Annotated in this window: 12 protein-coding genes; 11 read left to right on the top strand and 1 reads right to left on the bottom strand. The window is 66.9% G+C overall.

Annotated elements, in window-relative coordinates:
- Positions 1–69: 69 nt before the first annotated feature.
- The 9 genes from TabM4_RS02610 to TabM4_RS02570 are packed head-to-tail and all read left to right on the top strand — an operon-like array spanning position 70 to position 11,148.
- Positions 70–1,734: a thiamine pyrophosphate-binding protein gene (locus TabM4_RS02610; protein WP_434618004.1), complete on the top strand. Its 1,665-nt coding sequence runs from the start codon at positions 70–72 to the stop codon at positions 1,732–1,734.
- On the top strand, positions 1,734–3,839 hold the full coding sequence (locus TabM4_RS02605) for a hydantoinase/oxoprolinase family protein (protein WP_434618001.1): 2,106 nt from the start codon (positions 1,734–1,736) through the stop codon (positions 3,837–3,839). The genes TabM4_RS02610 and TabM4_RS02605 overlap by 1 nt, the downstream gene beginning before the upstream one ends.
- The gene (locus TabM4_RS02600) at positions 3,836–5,470 is read left to right on the top strand and encodes a hydantoinase B/oxoprolinase family protein (RefSeq protein ID WP_434617998.1); all 1,635 of its coding nucleotides are present in this window, start codon (positions 3,836–3,838) and stop codon (positions 5,468–5,470) included. The genes TabM4_RS02605 and TabM4_RS02600 overlap by 4 nt, the downstream gene beginning before the upstream one ends.
- Positions 5,467–6,684, top strand: a complete 1,218-nt coding sequence (locus TabM4_RS02595) for a pyridoxal phosphate-dependent aminotransferase (RefSeq protein WP_434617995.1) — start codon at positions 5,467–5,469, stop codon at positions 6,682–6,684. The genes TabM4_RS02600 and TabM4_RS02595 overlap by 4 nt, the downstream gene beginning before the upstream one ends.
- The gene (locus TabM4_RS02590) at positions 6,681–7,502 is read left to right on the top strand and encodes an NAD-dependent epimerase/dehydratase family protein (RefSeq protein WP_434617992.1); all 822 of its coding nucleotides are present in this window, start codon (positions 6,681–6,683) and stop codon (positions 7,500–7,502) included. The genes TabM4_RS02595 and TabM4_RS02590 overlap by 4 nt, the downstream gene beginning before the upstream one ends.
- Complete coding sequence (locus TabM4_RS02585) at positions 7,499–8,707, top strand: NAD(P)/FAD-dependent oxidoreductase (protein ID WP_434617989.1); 1,209 nt, start codon at positions 7,499–7,501, stop codon at positions 8,705–8,707. Before TabM4_RS02590 ends, TabM4_RS02585 begins: the two co-directional genes overlap by 4 nt.
- Positions 8,708–8,733: 26 nt before the next feature.
- Positions 8,734–9,669, top strand: coding sequence for a LysR substrate-binding domain-containing protein (locus TabM4_RS02580; protein WP_434617986.1), 936 nt, complete (start codon positions 8,734–8,736; stop codon positions 9,667–9,669).
- 5 nt (positions 9,670–9,674) lie between these two features.
- A complete protein-coding gene (locus tag TabM4_RS02575; protein WP_434617983.1) occupies positions 9,675–10,397 on the top strand; it encodes an SDR family oxidoreductase in 723 nt (240 codons plus the stop codon).
- Position 10,398: 1 nt separating this feature from the next.
- Positions 10,399–11,148: an SDR family NAD(P)-dependent oxidoreductase gene (locus TabM4_RS02570; RefSeq protein WP_434617980.1), complete on the top strand. Its 750-nt coding sequence runs from the start codon at positions 10,399–10,401 to the stop codon at positions 11,146–11,148.
- Between the two features lie 12 nt (positions 11,149–11,160).
- Here the strand turns inward: TabM4_RS02570 and dnaE are convergent, their stop codons facing one another.
- The gene (dnaE, locus tag TabM4_RS02565; protein WP_434617978.1) at positions 11,161–14,592 is read right to left on the bottom strand and encodes a DNA polymerase III subunit alpha; all 3,432 of its coding nucleotides are present in this window, start codon (positions 14,590–14,592) and stop codon (positions 11,161–11,163) included.
- A gap of 245 nt (positions 14,593–14,837) precedes the next feature.
- Between dnaE and xdhA the strand changes: the two genes are divergently transcribed.
- Together xdhA and xdhB are read left to right on the top strand one after the other, a co-directional pair.
- Positions 14,838–16,280: a xanthine dehydrogenase small subunit gene (gene xdhA, locus TabM4_RS02560; protein WP_434617975.1), complete on the top strand. Its 1,443-nt coding sequence runs from the start codon at positions 14,838–14,840 to the stop codon at positions 16,278–16,280.
- A complete protein-coding gene (gene xdhB, locus TabM4_RS02555; RefSeq protein WP_434617973.1) occupies positions 16,277–18,577 on the top strand; it encodes a xanthine dehydrogenase molybdopterin binding subunit in 2,301 nt (766 codons plus the stop codon). Before xdhA ends, xdhB begins: the two co-directional genes overlap by 4 nt.
- Positions 18,578–18,637 lie beyond the last annotated feature (60 nt).

Raw genomic sequence — 18,637 nt, 5'->3', positions numbered from 1 at the left:
TGGTTTTAACCCACGGCATCTGCGGGCATTCTGACGGGGCAGGACTCACCTTCCCGAAAGGATCGCCCGATGCGCAACGGCGGACAGCTTCTCGTTCAATCCCTCGCTGGCCTCGGCGCGACCCGCGCCTTCGGCGTGCCGGGGGAAAGCTACCTCGCCGTTCTCGATGCCCTGCATGACACGGCGGGGCAGCTTGATTTCACCCTCTGCCGCAACGAGGGCGGCGCGGCCTTCATGGCCGCCGCATGGGGCAAGCTGACGGGAAGCCCCGGCATCTGCATGGTCACCCGGGGGCCGGGGGTCACCAACGCCTCCATCGGCATCCACACCGCGATGCAGGACTCCGCCCCGATGATCATCTTCGTCGGTCAGGTCGGCACCGACCTTCAGGGGCGCGAGGCCTTTCAGGAAATCGACTACCGCGCCGTCTTCGGCACCATGGCGAAATGGGTGGTGGAAATCGCCCATGCCGACCGCATACCCGAAATCCTCTCGCGCGCATGGATCACCGCCACCACAGGCCGCCCCGGCCCCGTGGTCATCGCCCTGCCCGAGGACATGCTCACCTCCCTCACCGACGCGCCCCCCCTCACCGCGCCGCCCGTGATGCGCGAACCCGCCCCCGATGCCGCCACAATGGATGACCTCCGCGCCCTCCTTCAAAAGGCGCAGCGCCCCCTCATCCTGCTTGGCGGCTGCAACTGGTCTGAGGAAGGCCGCGCGGCGCTGCAATCCTTTGCCGAGGCTTCCGACATTCCCGTCCTCGCCGCCTTCCGCTTTCAGGACCGCTTCGACAACTTCTCCCCCGTCTATGCCGGAGAGGCCGGGGTCGGCATGCCGCCCCATGTCCGCGCCCTGATCACCGGGGCCGACACCATCCTCGCCATCAACATCCGCTTCGGCGAGATGACGACCGATGCCTATACCCTGCTGGACGTGCCGCTTCCGAAACAGCGCCTGATCCATGTCCATGGCTCGGATCGTGAAATCGGCAAGATCTACCAACCCGCCCTCGGGATCCATGCCGGGCCCAACGCCCTCGCACGGGCCCTGCGCCCCGTGCAGGGGCCTTGGGCCGACTGGCGCACCAAGGCCCGCGCCGATTACGACCGCAGCCTCGACGCCCCCGCCCAGCCCTCACCCGTGGACATGGTCGCCGTCACCTCCCACCTGCGCGACGTCCTCCCCGAGGAGGCGATCCTGACGAATGGTGCGGGGAACTTCACCGTCTGGCCGAACAAGTTCTACCGCTACGGCCCCAAGGCGCGGCTCCTTGCCCCGCAATCCGGGGCCATGGGCTATGGCCTGCCCGCCGCCATCGCGGCCAAGATCGCCCATCCCGACCGCACGGTCGTCTGCTTCGCGGGCGATGGCGATTTCCAGATGAACTGTCAGGAACTCGGCACCGCGATGCAGGCGGGGGCGCAGCCCATCGTCCTGATCCTGAACAACGGCACCTACGGCACCATCCGCGCCCATCAGGAACGCACCTATCCCGCCCGCGTTTCCGGCACCACGCTGGAAAACCCCGATTTCGCCGCCCTCGCCCGCGCCTACGGCTTCCATGCCGAACGGGTTGAGACCACCGCCGATTTCCCCGCCGCCTTCGCCCGCGCCCGCGCCTCGAAGACAGGCGCGGTACTGGACCTGAACATCTCGCCCGAGGCGCTCACCCCGCGCCAGACCCTTTCCCAGATGCGCGCCGCAGCCCTCGCCGCCAAGGACAAGACCTGATGCCTTCCCACGCCAAGACCAAGCCCCCTGTCCGCCTTGGCGCGGATATCGGCGGCACCTTCACCGACATCGTGCTGGAGGTGGGCGGCGCGATGCATTCCACCAAGATCCTCACCGATTACGCCGCCCCCGAACAACCCATCCTCGACGGCATCCTGCACCTCACGGCGCAGGCGGGCCTCTCTCCCGCCGATCTGGACATCGTCATCCACGGCACCACGCTGGCCACCAATGCCCTGATCGAACGGCGCGGCGCGCGCACGGCCTTCGTCACCACCGAAGGCTTCCGTGACGTGATCGAGATGCGGACCGAGAACCGCTTTGACCAATACGATTTGAACCTCCGCCTCCCCGCGCCGCTGGTCCCGCGCGAGGACCGCTTCACCGTGGCAGGCCGCATCGGGGCCGAGGGGCAGGAACTCGCCCCCTTAGACGAGGCCGCGCTGCATGCCATCGCCGACCGCATCGCCGCCGGAGGATACGGCGCCATAGCCATCGGCTTCATCCATTCCTACATGAACCCCGCCCATGAACGCCGGGCGCGCGACATCATCGCCGCCAAGGTCGCGCTGCCCATCTCCCTATCCTCCGAAGTCTCGCCGCAGATGCGAGAATTCGAACGCTTCAACACCGTCTGCGCCAATGCCTATGTCCGCCCACAGATGGCCGATTACCTGACCCGCCTTCAGGTCCGTCTTGCACAGATGGGCGCTGGCTGCCCCATCTTCATGATCCATTCCGGCGGCGGCCTGATCAGCGTCGAAACAGCCGCCGCCTTCCCCGTCCGCCTTGTCGAAAGTGGCCCCGCGGGCGGCGCGATCTTCGCCGCCGACATCGCGCGCCGCTTCGGGCTCGACCGCGTGGTCAGCTATGACATGGGCGGCACCACCGCCAAGATCTGCCTGATCGAGGATTTCGCCCCCAAGACCGCCCGCAGCTTCGAGGTGGCCCGCACCACCCGTTTCGCCAAGGGTTCCGGCATGCCCATCTCCATCCCTGTGATCGAGATGATCGAGATCGGCGCGGGCGGCGGCTCCATCGCATGGGTCGACGGCATGGGCCGCATCCAGACCGGCCCGGAATCCGCCGCCTCGGAACCCGGCCCTGCCTGCTATCAACGCGGCGGCACCCGCCCCGCCATCACCGATGCCGACCTGACGCTGGGCAAGATAGACCCCGACAATTTCGCGGGCGGCGCGATCCGCCTTTCCCCCGCGAACGCCGCCGCCGCCATAGCCCGCGAGGTGGGCGACCGCCTCTCCCTCGGCGTGCAGGCCGCAGCCTTCGGCATCTGCGAGGTGGTGGATGAAAACATGGCAAACGCCGCCCGCGTCCATGCGGTGGAGAACGGCAAGAACATCGCCGACAACCTGATGATCGCTTTCGGCGGCGCGGCCCCCCTCCACGCCGCCCGCCTCTGCGAGAAACTGGGCATCGACCGCTGCCTCGTGCCGCCGGGCGCGGGCGTCGGCTCCGCCATCGGCTTCCTGCGCGCCCCCTTCGGATACGAGGCGCTGATGTCCAAGGTCACGCGCCTGTCGCGCTTCGACATCGCCGCCGTCAACGCCATGCTGGCCGATCTGAAATCCACTGCCGAGGGCTTCGTCCGCGCGGGCACCTCCGCCCCTGTCACCTGCGAGATCACCGCCTTCATGCGCTATGTCGGTCAGGGCTGGGAAATCCCCGTCCCCCTCGCCGACCGTCCCTTCAAGGGTGACGACGTCGCAGCCCTCCGCGCCGCCTTCCGCGACCATTATGCCCGCTTCTTCGGCCGTGCAATCGACGGGCTGGACGGGCTGGAAATCGAGGTGGTCACATGGTCGGTCAAGGCACAGGACGCCCGCCCCGCCCCCACCACCAAAGCGCTCACGACGGGCCGCGCCACGGCCCCCGCCGCCCCGACCCGCCCCATCTTCGACCCCAGCGCAGGCAAGGCGCTCCCCTCGCAGGTCCATGACCGCGCCGCCCTCTCCGCCGGAACCCGCGTCACCGGCCCCGCCGTGATCGTCGAACGCGAAACCGCCACCGTCGTCACAGCCCCCTTCGATGCCGTGATGCAGGATGACGGCTCCCTCCTCCTGATCCGCAAGGAACCGCTCGCATGACCGATGCCACCATGGAAATCCGCATGCAGGTCATGTGGAACCGCCTGATCTCGGTCGTCGAGGAACAGGCGATGACCCTCCTGCGCACCGCCTTTTCCACCAGCGTGCGCGAGGCGGGCGATCTGTCGGCGGGCGTCTTCGACCCGCAGGGGCGGATGCTGGCACAGGCCGTCACTGGCACGCCCGGCCATGTGAACACCATGGCCGAGGCGGTGGGCCATTTCATCGCCGAGATCGGGCGCGAGAACATGTTCCCCGGCGACACCTACGTCACCAACGACCCGTGGAAGGGCACGGGCCACCTGCATGACATCACCATGGTCTCCCCTTCCTTCCTTGGCGACGATCTGGTGGGATTCTTCGCCTGCACCGCCCATGTCGTCGATGTCGGCGGGCGCGGCTTCGGCGCGGATGGCAAATCGGTCTATGAAGAGGGGATCCAGATCCCCATCATGAAATTCGCCGAACGCGGCCGCGTGAATGGCGATCTCGTCCGCCTCCTGCGCGCCAATGTGCGCGAACCCAATCAGGTCGTGGGGGATTTCTATTCGCTCGCCGCCTGCAACGACGTGGGCCACCGCCGTCTCATCGCGATGATGCAGGAAATAGGGCTGTCCTCGCTGGATGCCTTGGGCGATTTCATCTTCACCCGCACCCGCAACGCCACGCTGGACTGTATCCGCGCCCTGCCGCAAGGCGCATGGGACAACGTGCTGGATACTGACGGCTATGACAGCCCCGTCCGCCTCGCCGCGCGGGTTTCGATCTCCGGCGATGCCGTCCATGTCGATTTCACCGGCTCCAGCCCCGTCAGCGCCAAGGGCATCAACGTGCCCGTGATCTATACCAAGGCCTATGCCTCCTACGCGCTGAAATGCGTGATCGCGCCCGACATCCCCAACAACTGGGCCTCGCTCGAGGCCTTCACCATCTCCTCGCCCGAAAACATCCTGAACGCCCCCCGCCCCGCCCCCGTGTCTGTGCGCCATGTCATCGGCCACATGGTGCCCGACCTCGTGCTGGGTGCGCTGGCCAAGGCCCTTCCCGGCAGGGTTCTGGCCGAAGGTGCCGCGGCCCTGTGGAACATCCACATGTCCGTGCGCCCCGTGCCGGGCCAATCCGGGCGGCAGGCCGAGATCCTGATGTTCAACTCCGGTGGCATGGGCGCAAGGCCGGGGCTTGACGGCCTCTCCGCCACCGCCTTCCCCTCCGGCGTGATGACGATGCCGATCGAGGCCACGGAACATACCGGCCCCATCACCATATGGCGCAAGGAACTGCGCCCCGACAGCGGCGGCGACGGCGAATATCGCGGCGGCCTCGGTCAGGTGATCGAGATCGAACCTGCCCCCGGCCATGAATTCGACTTCTCCGCCATGTTCGACCGCGTCCACCATCCCGCCAAGGGCCGCGAAGGCGGCGGCGCGGGTGCCGCGGGCCATGTCGCGCTGGATGACGGCACCGTCCTGAAACCGAAGGGCTGGCAGCATGTCCCTGCCGGACGCCGGCTCGTCCTGCACCTTCCCGGCGGTGGCGGCTATGGCGACCCCGCGCGGCGCAGCCCCGAGGCGCGGGCGCAGGATGCCCTGCGCGGCTATGTCTCCACCCCCGCCAAGGGGTCGGAAGGATGACCTACCTCGCCACCCGCCTCGCGGCCGTCAAACCCTCGGCCTCCATGGCCGCCTCCATGGCGGCCAAGGCCCTGCGCGCCAAGGGCCATGACGTCATCGACCTTGGCCTCGGCGAACCGGACTTCGCCACCCCGCCCCACATCGCCGATGCCGCCCATGCCGCCGCCCTGCGCGGCGAGACGCTCTACACCCCCGCCGCGGGTACCCCCGCCCTACGCGAGGCCATCGCCGAGAAGTTCCGCCGCGAAAACGGCCTTGTCTGCCATGCCGACGATGTCACCGTCGCGAACGGGGCAAAGCAGATCATCTTCAACGCCCTCATGGCCACGCTGAACGACGGCGACGAGGCGATCCTTCCCGCCCCCTATTTCGTCAGCTATCCCGAGATGGTCAAACTGCTGGGCGGCGTCCCGGTCACCCCCGCCTGCGGCCCGGAAACGGGCTTCCGCCTGACGCCCGCGCAACTGGAGGCGGCGATCACCCCGCGCAGCAAATGGCTCTTCCTGAACCTTCCCGGCAACCCCTCCGGCGCGGTCTATACCATGGCGGAACTGCAGGCCCTTGGCGCGGTTCTGGAACGGCACCCCCAAGTGCTGATCCTGTCGGACGAGATCTATGAACACATCCTCTTCGACGGTCGCACCTTCACCAGCTTCGGCGCCGCCTGCCCCCACCTGCGCGACCGCACGCTGATCGTGAACGGCGTCGCCAAGGCCTATGCGATGACAGGCTGGCGCATCGGCTATGCGATGGGGCCCGCCCCCCTGATCCGGGCCATGAACACGGTGCAAAGCCAATCCGTCACCTCGGTCGCCGCGCCCATGCAGGCGGCGGCCCTCGCCGCGCTCACCGGCCCGCAGGACTGCATCGCCACCTTCCGCAGCGCCTATGAACGCCGCCGCGACCTCGTGGTGGCCGCCATCGATGCCATCCCCGGCCTGACGCTCTCACCGCCCGAAGGCGCCTTCTACGCCTATATCGGCTGCGCGGGCCTCATCGGGAAACGCAGCCCGCAGGGCCGCCACCTGACCGATGACACCGCCGTCGCGGACTTCCTTCTGCACGAGGCCCATGTCGGCACCGTTCCCGGTGCGGCCTATGGCCTGTCGCCCTTCTTCCGCATCTCGACCGCCACGTCGGATGCCATCCTGACCGAGGCCACCGCCCGCATCGCCCGCGCCGTGGCCACCCTTACCGCCGGAGACACAGAATGACCGCCCCGCGTTTCGACACCATCCTCCTGACCGGGGCCGCCGGCCGCCTTGGCACCCAGTTGCGCCGCGGCCTCGCCCCGCTCTGCCGCCGCCTCCGCCTCACCGACCGGACCGAAATCACCGACCTCCAGCCCAACGAAGAGGCCCACCTCGCCGACCTCGCCGACGAGGCCGCAATCCACGCGCTCTGCCATGGCGTCGATGCGATCGTGCATTTCGGCGGTGCCCCCCTCGAACGGCCATGGGACGAGGTGCTGAACGCCAATATCCGAGGCAGCTATCACATCTACGAAGGCGCGCGGAAAGCCGGGGTGAAGCGGGTGGTCTATGCCTCCTCTGTCCATGCCATCGGCTATCACAGGCTGGAGGATCACATCGATGCCCACAGCCCCCACCGCCCTGACGGCCTTTACGGCCTGTCGAAATGCTTCGTCGAGGATCTGGGTCGCCTCTACTGGGACAAGTTCGGGATCGAGACCGCAGCCCTGCGCATCTTCTCCTCCTTCCCCGAACCGGCGGATCGGCGGATGCTCTGGTCATGGCTTTCCTTCGACGATTGCAACCGCCTCGTCACCGCCGCCCTCACCGCCCCGCGCATCGGCTTCACCCTCTCCTTCGGGATGTCCGACAACACGGTGAAACCCGTCGACAACCGCCTTGCCGGCCATCTCGGCTATCACCCGCAGGACAGCGCCGAACCCTTCCGCACCGGGGTCGAAGCCCGCACCCCGACACCCGATCCCAAAGCCCTCGCCGTGCAATGCCTTGGCGGCTGGTTCGTCGACCTCGGCCACCCGGATGACGAGGCCGCCAAATGAAGGCCCATTACGATGTCGTCATCGTGGGCGGCGCGGTCATCGGATCATCCGTCGCCTATTTCCTGACGGCGAACCCCGATTTCACCGGCTCCGTCCTCGTCGTGGAACGCGACCCGACCTATCGCTTCGCCTCGACCTCGCTGTCTTCCTCTTCCATCCGCACCCAATTCTCCAACCCTATCAACGTCCGAATCAGCCAGTTCGGCTCTGCCTTCATCCGCGACTTCGCCAAGAAGATGCAGGTAGCGGGAGAGGCCCCGCCCGATCTGAACTTCCATCAGGGCGGCTATCTCTTCCTTGCCGCGACCGAGGGGCAGGAACAGACCCTGCGCGAAAACCACGAGGTGCAGATCGCCTGCAGTGCCGATGTCGTCCTATGGGGACCGGAGGACCTGCACCGCGCCTTCCCGCACCTGAATGTCGACGACATCCGCCTCGCCTCCTATGGCCGCTCGGGCGAGGGGTGGTTCTCCAACACCGGCCTGATGAACGGCTTCAAGGCCAAGGCCCGCGAACAGGGCGCAGATTACGTGACGGACGAAGTGGTTGGCATAACCCGCGACGGCAACCGCGTCACCGGCGTCACGCTGAAATCCGGCGCGGTCGTGGGCGCGGGCCACATCGTGAACGCCTCCGGCCCCCGCGCCGCGCTGACCGCACGCATGGCCGGGCTGGATGTGCCTGTGGAACCGCGCAAACGCACCTCCTTCGTCTTCGACTGCGCCACCAGCCCCGAAGGCAGCGCCACGGTCAATGGCGGCCGCCTGCCCCTGATGATCGACCCCACCGGCGTCTTCTGCCGCCCCGAGGGGCGCTATTTCCTGACCGGCGCCGCCCCCGCCGAAGATCCGGCAGTGGACTGGGATGACTTCGAACCGCGCTGGTCGGAATTCGAAGAGATCATATGGCCCGCCCTCGCCGCTCGCTCCGCCCGGTTCGAGGCGATCAAGGTCGTCAACCAATGGGCCGGCCATTACGATTTCAACCGCCTCGACCACAACCTGATCGTGGGCCCCCATCCCGAGGTGCGGAACTTCCTTTATGCCAACGGCTATTCCGGCCACGGCCTGCAACAGTCGCCCGCAGCCGGACGCGCCATCTCGGAACTCGTCATCTATGGCGCGTTCCGCACGCTCGACCTGTCGGAAGTCGGCTATGAGCGTATCGTCGAAGGCCGCCCCTTCCTCGAGAAAGCCGTGATCTGACACCGCGAAAGGACTGCAGCCGCCCCATGACCGACCGCCCGCCCCGCCTTCCCCCGCTGAATGCCCTGCGCGTCTTTCAGTCGGTGATGCAGCATCGCAGCTTCCGGGCGGCGGCGGATGAACTCCATGTCTCGCCGCAGGCCGTCAGCCTGCAGATCAAGGGGCTGGAGGATGCGCTGGCCGTCCCCCTCTTCGCCCGCAAGGGGCGCGGCATCGACCCCACGGAACAGGCCATCCTGCTGGCGCATTTCGTGAATGCGGGCTTCTCGGAGATCGAGGAGGGCATCCGGCGCATCACCCGCAGCCAGACCCGCAACCGCATCAACGTCAATGCCAGCCCCTATTTCGCCACCCGCCACCTGCTGGACCGTCTGGCCCGGTTCCGCGCCATCCTGCCCGATGCGGACCTGCGCCTGACCACCATGGTGGACCTGCCCGATTTCGCGCGCGATGACATCGACGTGGCGATCCAATGGGGCTTCGGCGATTGGGAACCGCATGACCACAGCCTGCTCCTGCGTGACCTAAAGGTCATCTGCTGCACCCCTGACATCGCCGCCCGCCTGCACCGCCCCGCCGACCTGTTGGCGGAAACCCTGCTGCACCCGATCCTGACTGACCGGCTCTGGTCCGACATCCTCGCGCATCTGGGCGTCACCCTCACCGCCCAGACTCAGGCGATCCGTTTCCAGGATGCCGCCACCATGCGTCGCGCCACGCTTGCAGGCCTTGGAGTCGGCCTCATCTCCAGCATCGACGCAACCGAGGATCTCGAGGCGGGACGCCTCGTCGCGCCCTTCGGGACCGACGTGATGAACACCATGCCTGCCGACCGCATCCCCGGCTTCTACCTCGTCCTGCCACGCTCCCACCGCCGCGTCAGGCCCATCGCCGCCTTCTGCGACTGGATCACGGCGGAAGACTGGACGCAGGACAGCCACACCCTTCCGGGCAAGGAGTAAGGCCATTGACCCAAGCCATCGTCACCGGCGCGACCAGCGGCATCGGCCATGCCATCACTCTCGCCCTGCGCGACGCGGGCCATGACGTGCTGGCGCTCGGCCGCGACGAGGCCGCGCTCGCCGCGCTAGATCGCGAACCCGGCATCACCGCCCGCCGGGTGGACGTCACTGACCGCACCGCGCTGCGCGCCGCAATCGCCGGGACCGAAGCCGATGTTCTGGTGAACAATGCGGGCCTCATGCCCCCGCTCACCCCCTTCCCCGATCTGGACGAGGCCGAGATCGACCGCGCGATCTCCGTCAACCTGACCTCCGTCCTCGCCCTGACCCGCGTCGTTGCGCCGGGCATGCGGGCGCGGGGGCGCGGGCACATCTTCTTCACCGGATCGACGGCGGGCCACGCGCCCTTTGCCAACCTCGCCCTCTACTGCGCCACCAAATCCGCCATCGCGGGCTTTGCGCAGGCGCTCCGGTTGGACATGGCCCCGCATGGCGTCCGCGTGACAGAAATCGTCGCGGGCCGGGTGGAAACCGGCCTCTACCGTGATCTCCTCACCCCGGAGCAGCGCGCGGCCATGTATGCGGGCAATTCCGCCGTGCAACCCACCGATGTCGCCGCCATGCTGCTGCATGTTCTGGCGATGCCGCCCCATGTGGATGTCGCCCGCTTTGACATCCTTCCCACCCATCAGGCCACCGCGACCGGGGCCGCACGCAAGGACCGCTAGGATGAAGGATCTGCATGTGGTGATCGTGGGCGGCGGGGCCGGTCTCGGCGCGCTCATCGCCGAGATGGCCGTGGCGGAAAGGGCCAGCGCCATAGGCGTCATCGACCTCGACCCAGACGCCGCGCAAGCCGCCCTCGCCCCCGCCCGGGACCAGGGCCTTCGCACCGCTTGGGCCGCCTGCGACATCCGCACCGCCCCCGCCGCCCATGCCGCCTTCGCCTCGGTCGCGGCCAGCCTCGGCCGGGTCGATACGCTGGTGAACTCCGCCGCGATCTATCCGCGCCGCCCGATTCTCGAGATCTCGGACGAGGATTGGGATGCCTCTAACGCCATCAACGTCAAGGGCACCTATCACATGATGGTCGCCGCCATCCGCCAGATGCGCCTGCAGGACCCGCAGGGCCACATCCGGGGCCGCATCGTCAACATCACCTCCGTCGACGCCTTCAAGGCCCATCCGCAGAACGCCCATTACGCCGCCACCAAGGCCGCCGTTGTCAGCCTGACGCGCAGCATGGCACAGGAAGTGGCCCCCGACGGCATCCTCGTCAATTCCGTCGCTCCCGCCGGCATGGCGACCGAACGCGCCCGCGAACTGGGTTTCCTGCCGGAACTCGCCAAGGCAAGCCCCCTTGGCCGGGGCGGCGAACCGCGCGAGATGGCGGAATGGGTGCTCATGGCCGGCGGCCCGCGCAACACTTACATGACGGGCGAGAACATCATCGTCTCGGGCGGCTACATCTATGCCTGACCCATCGCCGGGTCAGACCTCCTCCACCATCACGACACCCTGAATGGCCTTGATCGCGCCCTTCGCCTGCGGCGACACCGGATAGGGCTGCGGCAACGTCACGTCGATCTCCTTGCCCGTCTCGTCGGGCACGCAGATCGTGATCTGCGCCTTGGCCCGCCCCTGAAGCGAGGCCAACAGCGCCGCCACCGACCCCGCCGCCTCGGCCCGGTTCAGGTGGATACGCAGGTCCGACGACCCCGCTTCCGCCGCCACCGCATCGATCGGCTGCACCCCATTGGCCAGAAGCTTGACCGAATCCCCATCCGGATCGGCCCGCACCGTCAGGACCACGTTCTTCCCCGGCTCCAGATGGTCGCGCGCTGCCTCCAGCACGTCCGAAAAGACCGTCACCTCATAAAGGCCCGTCGGATCGGAAAGCGAGACGAAGGCGAAGCGGTTCCCCTTGGCTGACTTCCGCTCCTGCCTTGCGGAAACCGATCCCGCCATCTTCACCACGCAGGTCCCCCGCTCTGCCATCCGCGTGACCTCAGTCAGCGTCTTGACCTCGCGCCGCTTCAACGCGCCCATATAATCGTCCAGCGGATGCCCCGAAAGGTAGAAGCCCACCGCCTGATGTTCCTGCGCCAGCCGCTCCACCGGCAGCCAGTCGTCGCGCCGCGCGATGCGCGGTTCGGGAATGTCGGCCCCAGCCTCGCCGAACAGCGACACCTGCGACGAAGCCTTCGCCTCATGGATCGCCGCCGAATAGGCCACCAGCCCATCCAGCGCCTCGAACACCCGCGCGCGGTTGCCGTCCAGCACGTCGAATGCCCCGGCGCGCGCCAGCATTTCCAAGGGCCGCTTGCCCACCCGTTTCAGATCCACCCGCCGGGCGAAATCGAACAGCGTGGCAAAGGGCTTCTCCCCCCGCGCCTCGACGATCAGACGCATCGCATCCACGCCCACGTTCTTTAACGCGCCCAGCGCATAGACGATCTGCCCATCCACCACGGTGAATGTCGCCAGCGACCGGTTCACGCAGGGCGGCACCGTGGTGATACCCAGCTTGTCCACCTCGCGCTTGTAGACCGCCAGTTTGTCGGTCAGGTGGATATCGCAGTTCATGACCGCCGCCATGAACTCCACCGGGTAATTCGCCTTCAGATAGGCGGTCTGATAGCTGACCACGGCATAGGCTGCGGCGTGCGATTTGTTGAAGCCGTAATTGGCGAACTTCTCCAGCAGGTCGAACACCTCGCCCGCCTTCTTGGCGTCGATATTGTGCGTCGCCTTGGCGCCTTCGATGAACTTGGGCCGCTCCTTCGCCATCTCCTCGGCGATCTTCTTGCCCATCGCACGGCGCAGCAGGTCAGCCCCGCCGAGGCTGTATCCCGCCATGACCTGCGCAATCTGCATCACCTGTTCCTGATAGACGATGATGCCTTGGGTTTCCTTCAGGATATGGTCGATCGTGGGATGGATCGACTCCAACTCCCGCTGCCCGTTCTTCACCTCGCAATAGACCGGGATGTTCTCCATGGGCCCCGGTCGATACAGCGCCACCAGCGCCACGATATCCTCGATGCAGGTGGGCTTCATCCGCCGCAGCGCATCCATCATGCCCGAGCTTTCCACCTGAAACACCGCCACCGTCTTGGCCGCCGCGTAAAGGTCATAGGTCGGCTTGTCGTCCAGCGGGATCAGGCTGATATCCAGCGTCACCCCCCGCAGTTTCAGAAGGTCCAGCGCGTTCTGGATCACCGTCAGCGTCTTCAGGCCAAGGAAGTCGAACTTCACAAGTCCCGCCGCCTCCACCCATTTCATGTTGAACTGGGTGGCGGGCATGTCCGACCGCGGATCCTGATAGAGCGGCACCAGCTCATCCAGCGGCCGGTCCCCGATCACCACGCCCGCGGCATGGGTCGATGCGTTGCGATACAGCCCCTCGATCTGTTCGGCATAAGACAGCAGCCGCCCCACCACCTCTTCCTTCGCGGCCTCCCGCAGGCGCGGCTCATCGGCCAGCGCCTTGGTAATGGAAACGGGCTTCACCCCCTCCAGCGGGATCATCTTCGACAGCCGGTCCACTTGCCCATAGGGCAGTTGCAGCACCCGCCCCACATCCCGCACGGCGGCCTTCGACAGCAGCGCGCCGAAGGTGATGATCTGCCCGACCTTCTCGCGCCCGTAATGCTCCTGCACATAGCGGATCACCTCTTCCCGTCGATCCATGCAGAAGTCGATGTCGAAGTCGGGCATCGACACCCGCTCGGGGTTCAGGAACCGCTCGAACAGCAGCGCATAGCGCAGCGGATCAAGGTCGGTGATCGTCAACGCATAGGCCACAAGGCTGCCCGCCCCCGACCCCCGCCCCGGCCCCACCGGGATGCCGTGATCCTTGGCCCATTTGATGAAGTCCGACACGATCAGGAAGTAACCCGGAAAGCCCATCTTCTCGATGATGCCCAGTTCGAAATCCAGCCGCGCCTGATACTCTTCCACCGTCGCCGCATGCGGGATCACGGCAAGCCGGGCCTGCAGCCCTTCATTGGCCTGCCGCCGCAATTCCTGCACCTCGTCATCGGCGAATTTCGGCAGGATCGGCTTGCGCTTGGCCGCCATGAAGGCACAGCGCCGCGCGATCTCCACCGTGTTCTCCAAAGCCTCGGGCAGGTCGGCGAACAACGCGCACATCTCGGCTTCCGTCTTCAGATAATGCTGCGGCGTCAGGCGGCGGCGCGGCTGTTGCTGATCGACATAGGCACCTTCGGCGATGCAGATCAGCGCGTCATGCGCCTCATACATCGCGGCCTTGGGGAAATAGACGTCATTCGTCGCCACCAGCGGCAGGCCCATCTCATAGGCCATCTCGACGAAACCCCGCTCCGTCGCCGCCTCCGCCTCGGTCAGACGCCCACCCTCGCCCGGATGGCGCTGCAATTCCACGTAAAGCCTGTCCCCGAAACAGGCTGACAGCCGCTCCATCAAAGCCCGCGCCTTGGCCCCCTGCCCTTGCTGCAGGAACCGCCCCACCGGCCCCTCCGCCCCGCCCGTCAGGCAGATCAGCCCCGCCGAATACCGCTCCAACTCCTCCAGAGTCACCTGATTCAACTGCCCCGCCTTGTCCAGATACAGGCAGGAATTCAGCTTCATCAGGTTCCTGTAGCCCGCTTCGGATTGCGCCAGCAGCACCACCGGCGCGGGCATCCGCAGCTTCTCCCCCGGCTGGGCCGGATCATGCGCGACGGCGACCTGACAGCCCACGATCGGCTGCAACCCCGCATCCTTGGCCAGAACGGAAAATTCCAGCGCACAGAACATGTTGTTCGTATCGGTCACCGCCACGGCGGGCATCTCCGCCGCGGCGCACAGCTTGACCAGTTTCTTTACCGGGATCGCGCCTTCCAGCAGCGAATGTTCGGTATGGACACGCAGATGGATGAATCGGGGAGCGTTCGACATGGGCCCAGCCTAGCGAAGCGCCAGCGCCGGGGAAAGGTCGCCCCTTCTTTCGGCAAAAGATGAAACTGCTTCGCGGGATTTCGGAAAGGTTCCACTTGCCATGTGGCAGAGCCCCGCGTTTCACTGCTAGGAAGGGAAAACGCCCGAACCGGCAAACGGGGGGCATGGGGCGCGTGGCCCGCTTTACGCCGCATCGGGCGGCCACGCAAGACGCCTCGAACGGGGAGAAGGCGGCGGGTTGAACGATGACAGGGATCGCGTTTCTCCTGAATGGAACGCCTGTCCGCGTCGAGGGTGACACCCCCACGCGTACGCTCCTCGATTGGCTGCGCGACAGGCGCGGGCTCTCTGGCACAAAGGAAGGCTGCAACGAAGGCGATTGCGGCGCCTGCACGGTCATGGTCACTGATGCCACCGGCAGCCGCGCGCTCAACGCCTGCATCCTCTTCCTGCCGCAACTCCACGGCAAGGCCGTCCGCACCGTCGAGGGGCTATCGGGCCCCAAGGGCGAAATGCACCCCGTGCAAGAGGCGATGATCACCCATCACGGGTCACAATGCGGCTTCTGCACCCCCGGCTTCGTCGTCTCCATGGCCGTGGCCCAGATGAACGGGCGGAAGGATCACGACGACATCCTCGCAGGCAACCTCTGCCGCTGCACCGGCTACGCCCCCATCATTCGCGCCGCCGAAGCCGCCGCCACCGCGCCCGTCCCCGACTGGATGGAACACGACCGCAGCTTCATCTTGGCCCAAATACCCAAGTCCGACGGTGCCGCCCCCGCGCGCGCTCTGCCTGACGCGCAAGGGGGGTCCGGGGGGACGGACGTCCCCCCGGCCTTCCGCCCGACGAACTCGGACGACCTCGCAGACTGGTATCTCGCCCATCCCGACGCCACCCTCATCGCCGGGGCCACCGATGTGGGACTCTGGGTCACGAAGCAACTCCGCGACCTCGCCCCCGTTGCCTTCCTGAACGGCGTCACCGATCTGCAGCAGATCGAACGGCAGGGCGGCCTTCTCCATGTCGGGGCGGGCGTCACCATCGCCTCCCTGCGCGCAGCGGTCCATGACCGCCTGCCCTCCTTCGCGGAACTCCTCCGCCGCTATGCCAGCGAACAGGTCCGCAATGCCGCCACCATCGGCGGCAACATCGCCAACGGCTCCCCCATCGGCGACGGCCCGCCCGCCCTCATCGCGCTCGGTGCCACGCTCCACCTGCGGCAGGGCGACGAGATGCGCTCCCTTCCGCTCGAGGATTTCTTCCTCGACTACCGCAAGCAGGACCGCCGCCCCGGCGAATTCGTGGCCGGCATCAGCTTCCCGGAACACGCCCCCGCCCTGCGCTGCTACAAGCTGTCCAAACGCTTCGATCAGGACATCTCCGCCGTCTGCGGCTGCTTCAACCTGACCATCGAAAGCGACTGCATCACGGCGGCCCGCATCGCCTTTGGCGGCATGGCAGGCATCCCGAAACGCGCGGCCCATGTCGAATGGGCGCTGATCGGCCAGCCATGGACTGAAGCCACCATCGCAAAGGCCCTCCCCGCCTTCGCACAGGATTTCACGCCACTCTCCGACATGCGCGCCAGCGCCGCCTACCGGCTCGAGTCCGCGACGAACATGCTGCGCCGCTATTACCACGATCTGAACGGAACCCCCGTCTCGGTGCTGGAGGTCGCGCCATGACCATGGGCAAATCTCTTCCCCATGATGCCGCGCCACTCCATGTCACCGGACAGGCGCGCTATATCGACGACATCCCCCTGCCCGCGGATGCACTGCATCTGGCCTTCGGCCTCTCCACCATCGCCCATGGCGAGGTGACGGCGATGGACATGTCCGCCGTCCGCGCTGCCCCCGGCGTGGTGGCTGTCCTGTCGCCCGAAGACTTTGCCGAGATGCCCGATTGCAGCCCCTCGGTCCATGACGAGCCGCTCCTTGCCACGGGCATGGTGCATTACCTCGGCCAACCGCTCTTCCTCGTCGCCGCCGAAAGCCACCTCGCCGCCCGCCGCGCCGCGCGCCTCGCCAAGGTCTCATACCGCGAACTGCCCGCCCTCCTCACGGTGGATGACGCCCTCGCCGCCAACAGCCGCTTCGAACAGGGCCCGGTGATCTGGACAAAGGGCGACCCCGCCGCCGCCATCGCCAAGGCGCCCCATACCCTCGAAGGCACATTCGAGGTGGGCGGGCAGGAACATTTCTACCTCGAAGGACAGGTCGCCGCCTGCCTGCCGCAGGAAGGGGGCGATGTCACCATCCTCTCCTCCACCCAGCACCCGACCGAGATCCAGCACAAGGTCGCCCATGCCCTCCACCTGCCCATGAGCAGCGTGCGCGTCGAGGTGCGCCGCATGGGCGGCGGCTTTGGCGGCAAGGAAAGCCAGGGCAACGCGCTGGCCATCGCTTGCGCCGTGGTGGCCACCCGCACCGGGCGGCCCTGCAAGATGCGCTATGACCGCGACGACGACATGATGATCACGGGCAAGCGCCACGATCTGCGCATCCTCTACCGCGCGGGCTTCGATGATCAGGGCCGCGTGACGGGGCTGGAATTCACCCATCTCTTCCGTTGCGGCTGGGCGCAGGACCTGTCGCTCCCCGTGGCCGACCGGGCGATGCTGCACGCCGACAATTGCTATCACCTGCCCGACATCCGCATCGAAAGCCACCGCCTGAAGACCCATACCCAAAGTGCGACCGCCTTCCGCGGTTTCGGAGGCCCGCAGGGAATGGTGGGGGTGGAACGGGTGATGGACCATATCGCCCACACCCTTGGGCTTGACCCGCTGGAGGTGCGCCGCGCCAATTTCTACCGCCCGGCCGAGGTGGCAGGTCCGGTGCAGACCACCCCCTACCACATGGCCGTCGAGGATTTCATAGGCCATGACCTCGTCGCCGAACTGGAACGGACCAGCGATTACCACAAGCGCCGGGCCCAGATCGCGGCATGGAACGCCGCCTCCCCGATCCTGAAGCGGGGCATCGCGCTGACGCCCGTGAAATTCGGCATTTCCTTCACGCTGACCCATCTCAACCAAGCCGGCGCGCTGGTCCATGTCTATCAGGACGGTTCCATCCAGTTGAACCATGGCGGGACGGAAATGGGTCAGGGTCTGTTCCAGAAGGTCGCGCAGGTCGTGGCGGGGGTCTTTGGCGTGGATGCCGGGACGGTGAAGATCACCGCCACCGACACGGGCAAGGTGCCCAACACCTCGGCCACCGCCGCCTCCTCCGGATCAGACCTGAACGGTATGGCCGCCAAGGCTGCGGCGGAAACCATCCGCGCCCGCCTTGCCGCCTTCCTCGCCGAAAAGCACCAGACAACACCCGCCAAAGTCCGCTTCGCGGACGGCCTCGTCCATGTCGCTGGCGAGGCCTATGACTTCGCCCGCGTCGCCAACTGGGCCTATCAGGCCCGCGTCTCGCTTTCCTCCACCGGCTTCTACGCCACCCCCAAGATCGTCTGGGACAGGATGCGCGGCACCGGCCGCCCCTTCCTCTACTTCGCCTATGGCGCTGCGGTGACAGAAGTGGTCATCGACACCCTGACGGGCGAGAACCGCATCCTCCGCGCGGACCTCCTGCATGATACCGGCACCAGCCTGAACCCGGCGCTGGATATCGGCCAGGTGGAAGGGGCCTATGTGCAGGGCGCGGGCTGGCTCACGACCGAAGAACTGGTCTGGGACGCGAAGGGGCGACTCACCACCCACGCCCCCAGCACCTACAAGATCCCCTCCTGTTCGGATCGTCCCCGCATCTTCAACGTCGCCCTCTGGGGAAAGCCCAACCGCGAGGATACGGTGGGCAAGTCCAAGGCCGTAGGGGAACCGCCCTTCATGTTGGGCATCTCGGCGCTCATGGCTCTGTCCGATGCCGTGGCCGCCTGTGGCGATGGATCCACCTACCCGGCCCTCGACGCCCCTGCGACGGCAGAGCGGGTGCTGGCCGCCGTAAAGCGGGTTCGCGGCAATGCGTGACAGCTTCGCCCCGCCACAACGGAATTTGACACAAATTCCGCACCGAAATCTGCACACAGA

The sequence above is a fragment of the Tabrizicola sp. M-4 genome (assembly GCF_051132405.1).
GTDB lineage: Bacteria > Pseudomonadota > Alphaproteobacteria > Rhodobacterales > Rhodobacteraceae > Paragemmobacter.
The sequence above is the reverse complement of the archived record's forward strand: the minus strand, read 5'-3'. Positions and strand labels throughout refer to the sequence as shown.

Coding starts and splice junctions, on each gene's coding strand:
- TabM4_RS02610 (WP_434618004.1), top strand. CDS start 70: ATGCGCAACGGCGGACAGCTTCTCGTTCAATCCCTCGCTGGCCTCGGC.
- TabM4_RS02605 (WP_434618001.1), top strand. CDS start 1,734: ATGCCTTCCCACGCCAAGACCAAGCCCCCTGTCCGCCTTGGCGCGGAT.
- TabM4_RS02600 (WP_434617998.1), top strand. CDS start 3,836: ATGACCGATGCCACCATGGAAATCCGCATGCAGGTCATGTGGAACCGC.
- TabM4_RS02595 (WP_434617995.1), top strand. CDS start 5,467: ATGACCTACCTCGCCACCCGCCTCGCGGCCGTCAAACCCTCGGCCTCC.
- TabM4_RS02590 (WP_434617992.1), top strand. CDS start 6,681: ATGACCGCCCCGCGTTTCGACACCATCCTCCTGACCGGGGCCGCCGGC.
- TabM4_RS02585 (WP_434617989.1), top strand. CDS start 7,499: ATGAAGGCCCATTACGATGTCGTCATCGTGGGCGGCGCGGTCATCGGA.
- TabM4_RS02580 (WP_434617986.1), top strand. CDS start 8,734: ATGACCGACCGCCCGCCCCGCCTTCCCCCGCTGAATGCCCTGCGCGTC.
- TabM4_RS02570 (WP_434617980.1), top strand. CDS start 10,399: ATGAAGGATCTGCATGTGGTGATCGTGGGCGGCGGGGCCGGTCTCGGC.
- dnaE (WP_434617978.1), bottom strand. CDS start 14,592: ATGTCGAACGCTCCCCGATTCATCCATCTGCGTGTCCATACCGAACAT.
- xdhA (WP_434617975.1), top strand. CDS start 14,838: ATGACAGGGATCGCGTTTCTCCTGAATGGAACGCCTGTCCGCGTCGAG.
- xdhB (WP_434617973.1), top strand. CDS start 16,277: ATGACCATGGGCAAATCTCTTCCCCATGATGCCGCGCCACTCCATGTC.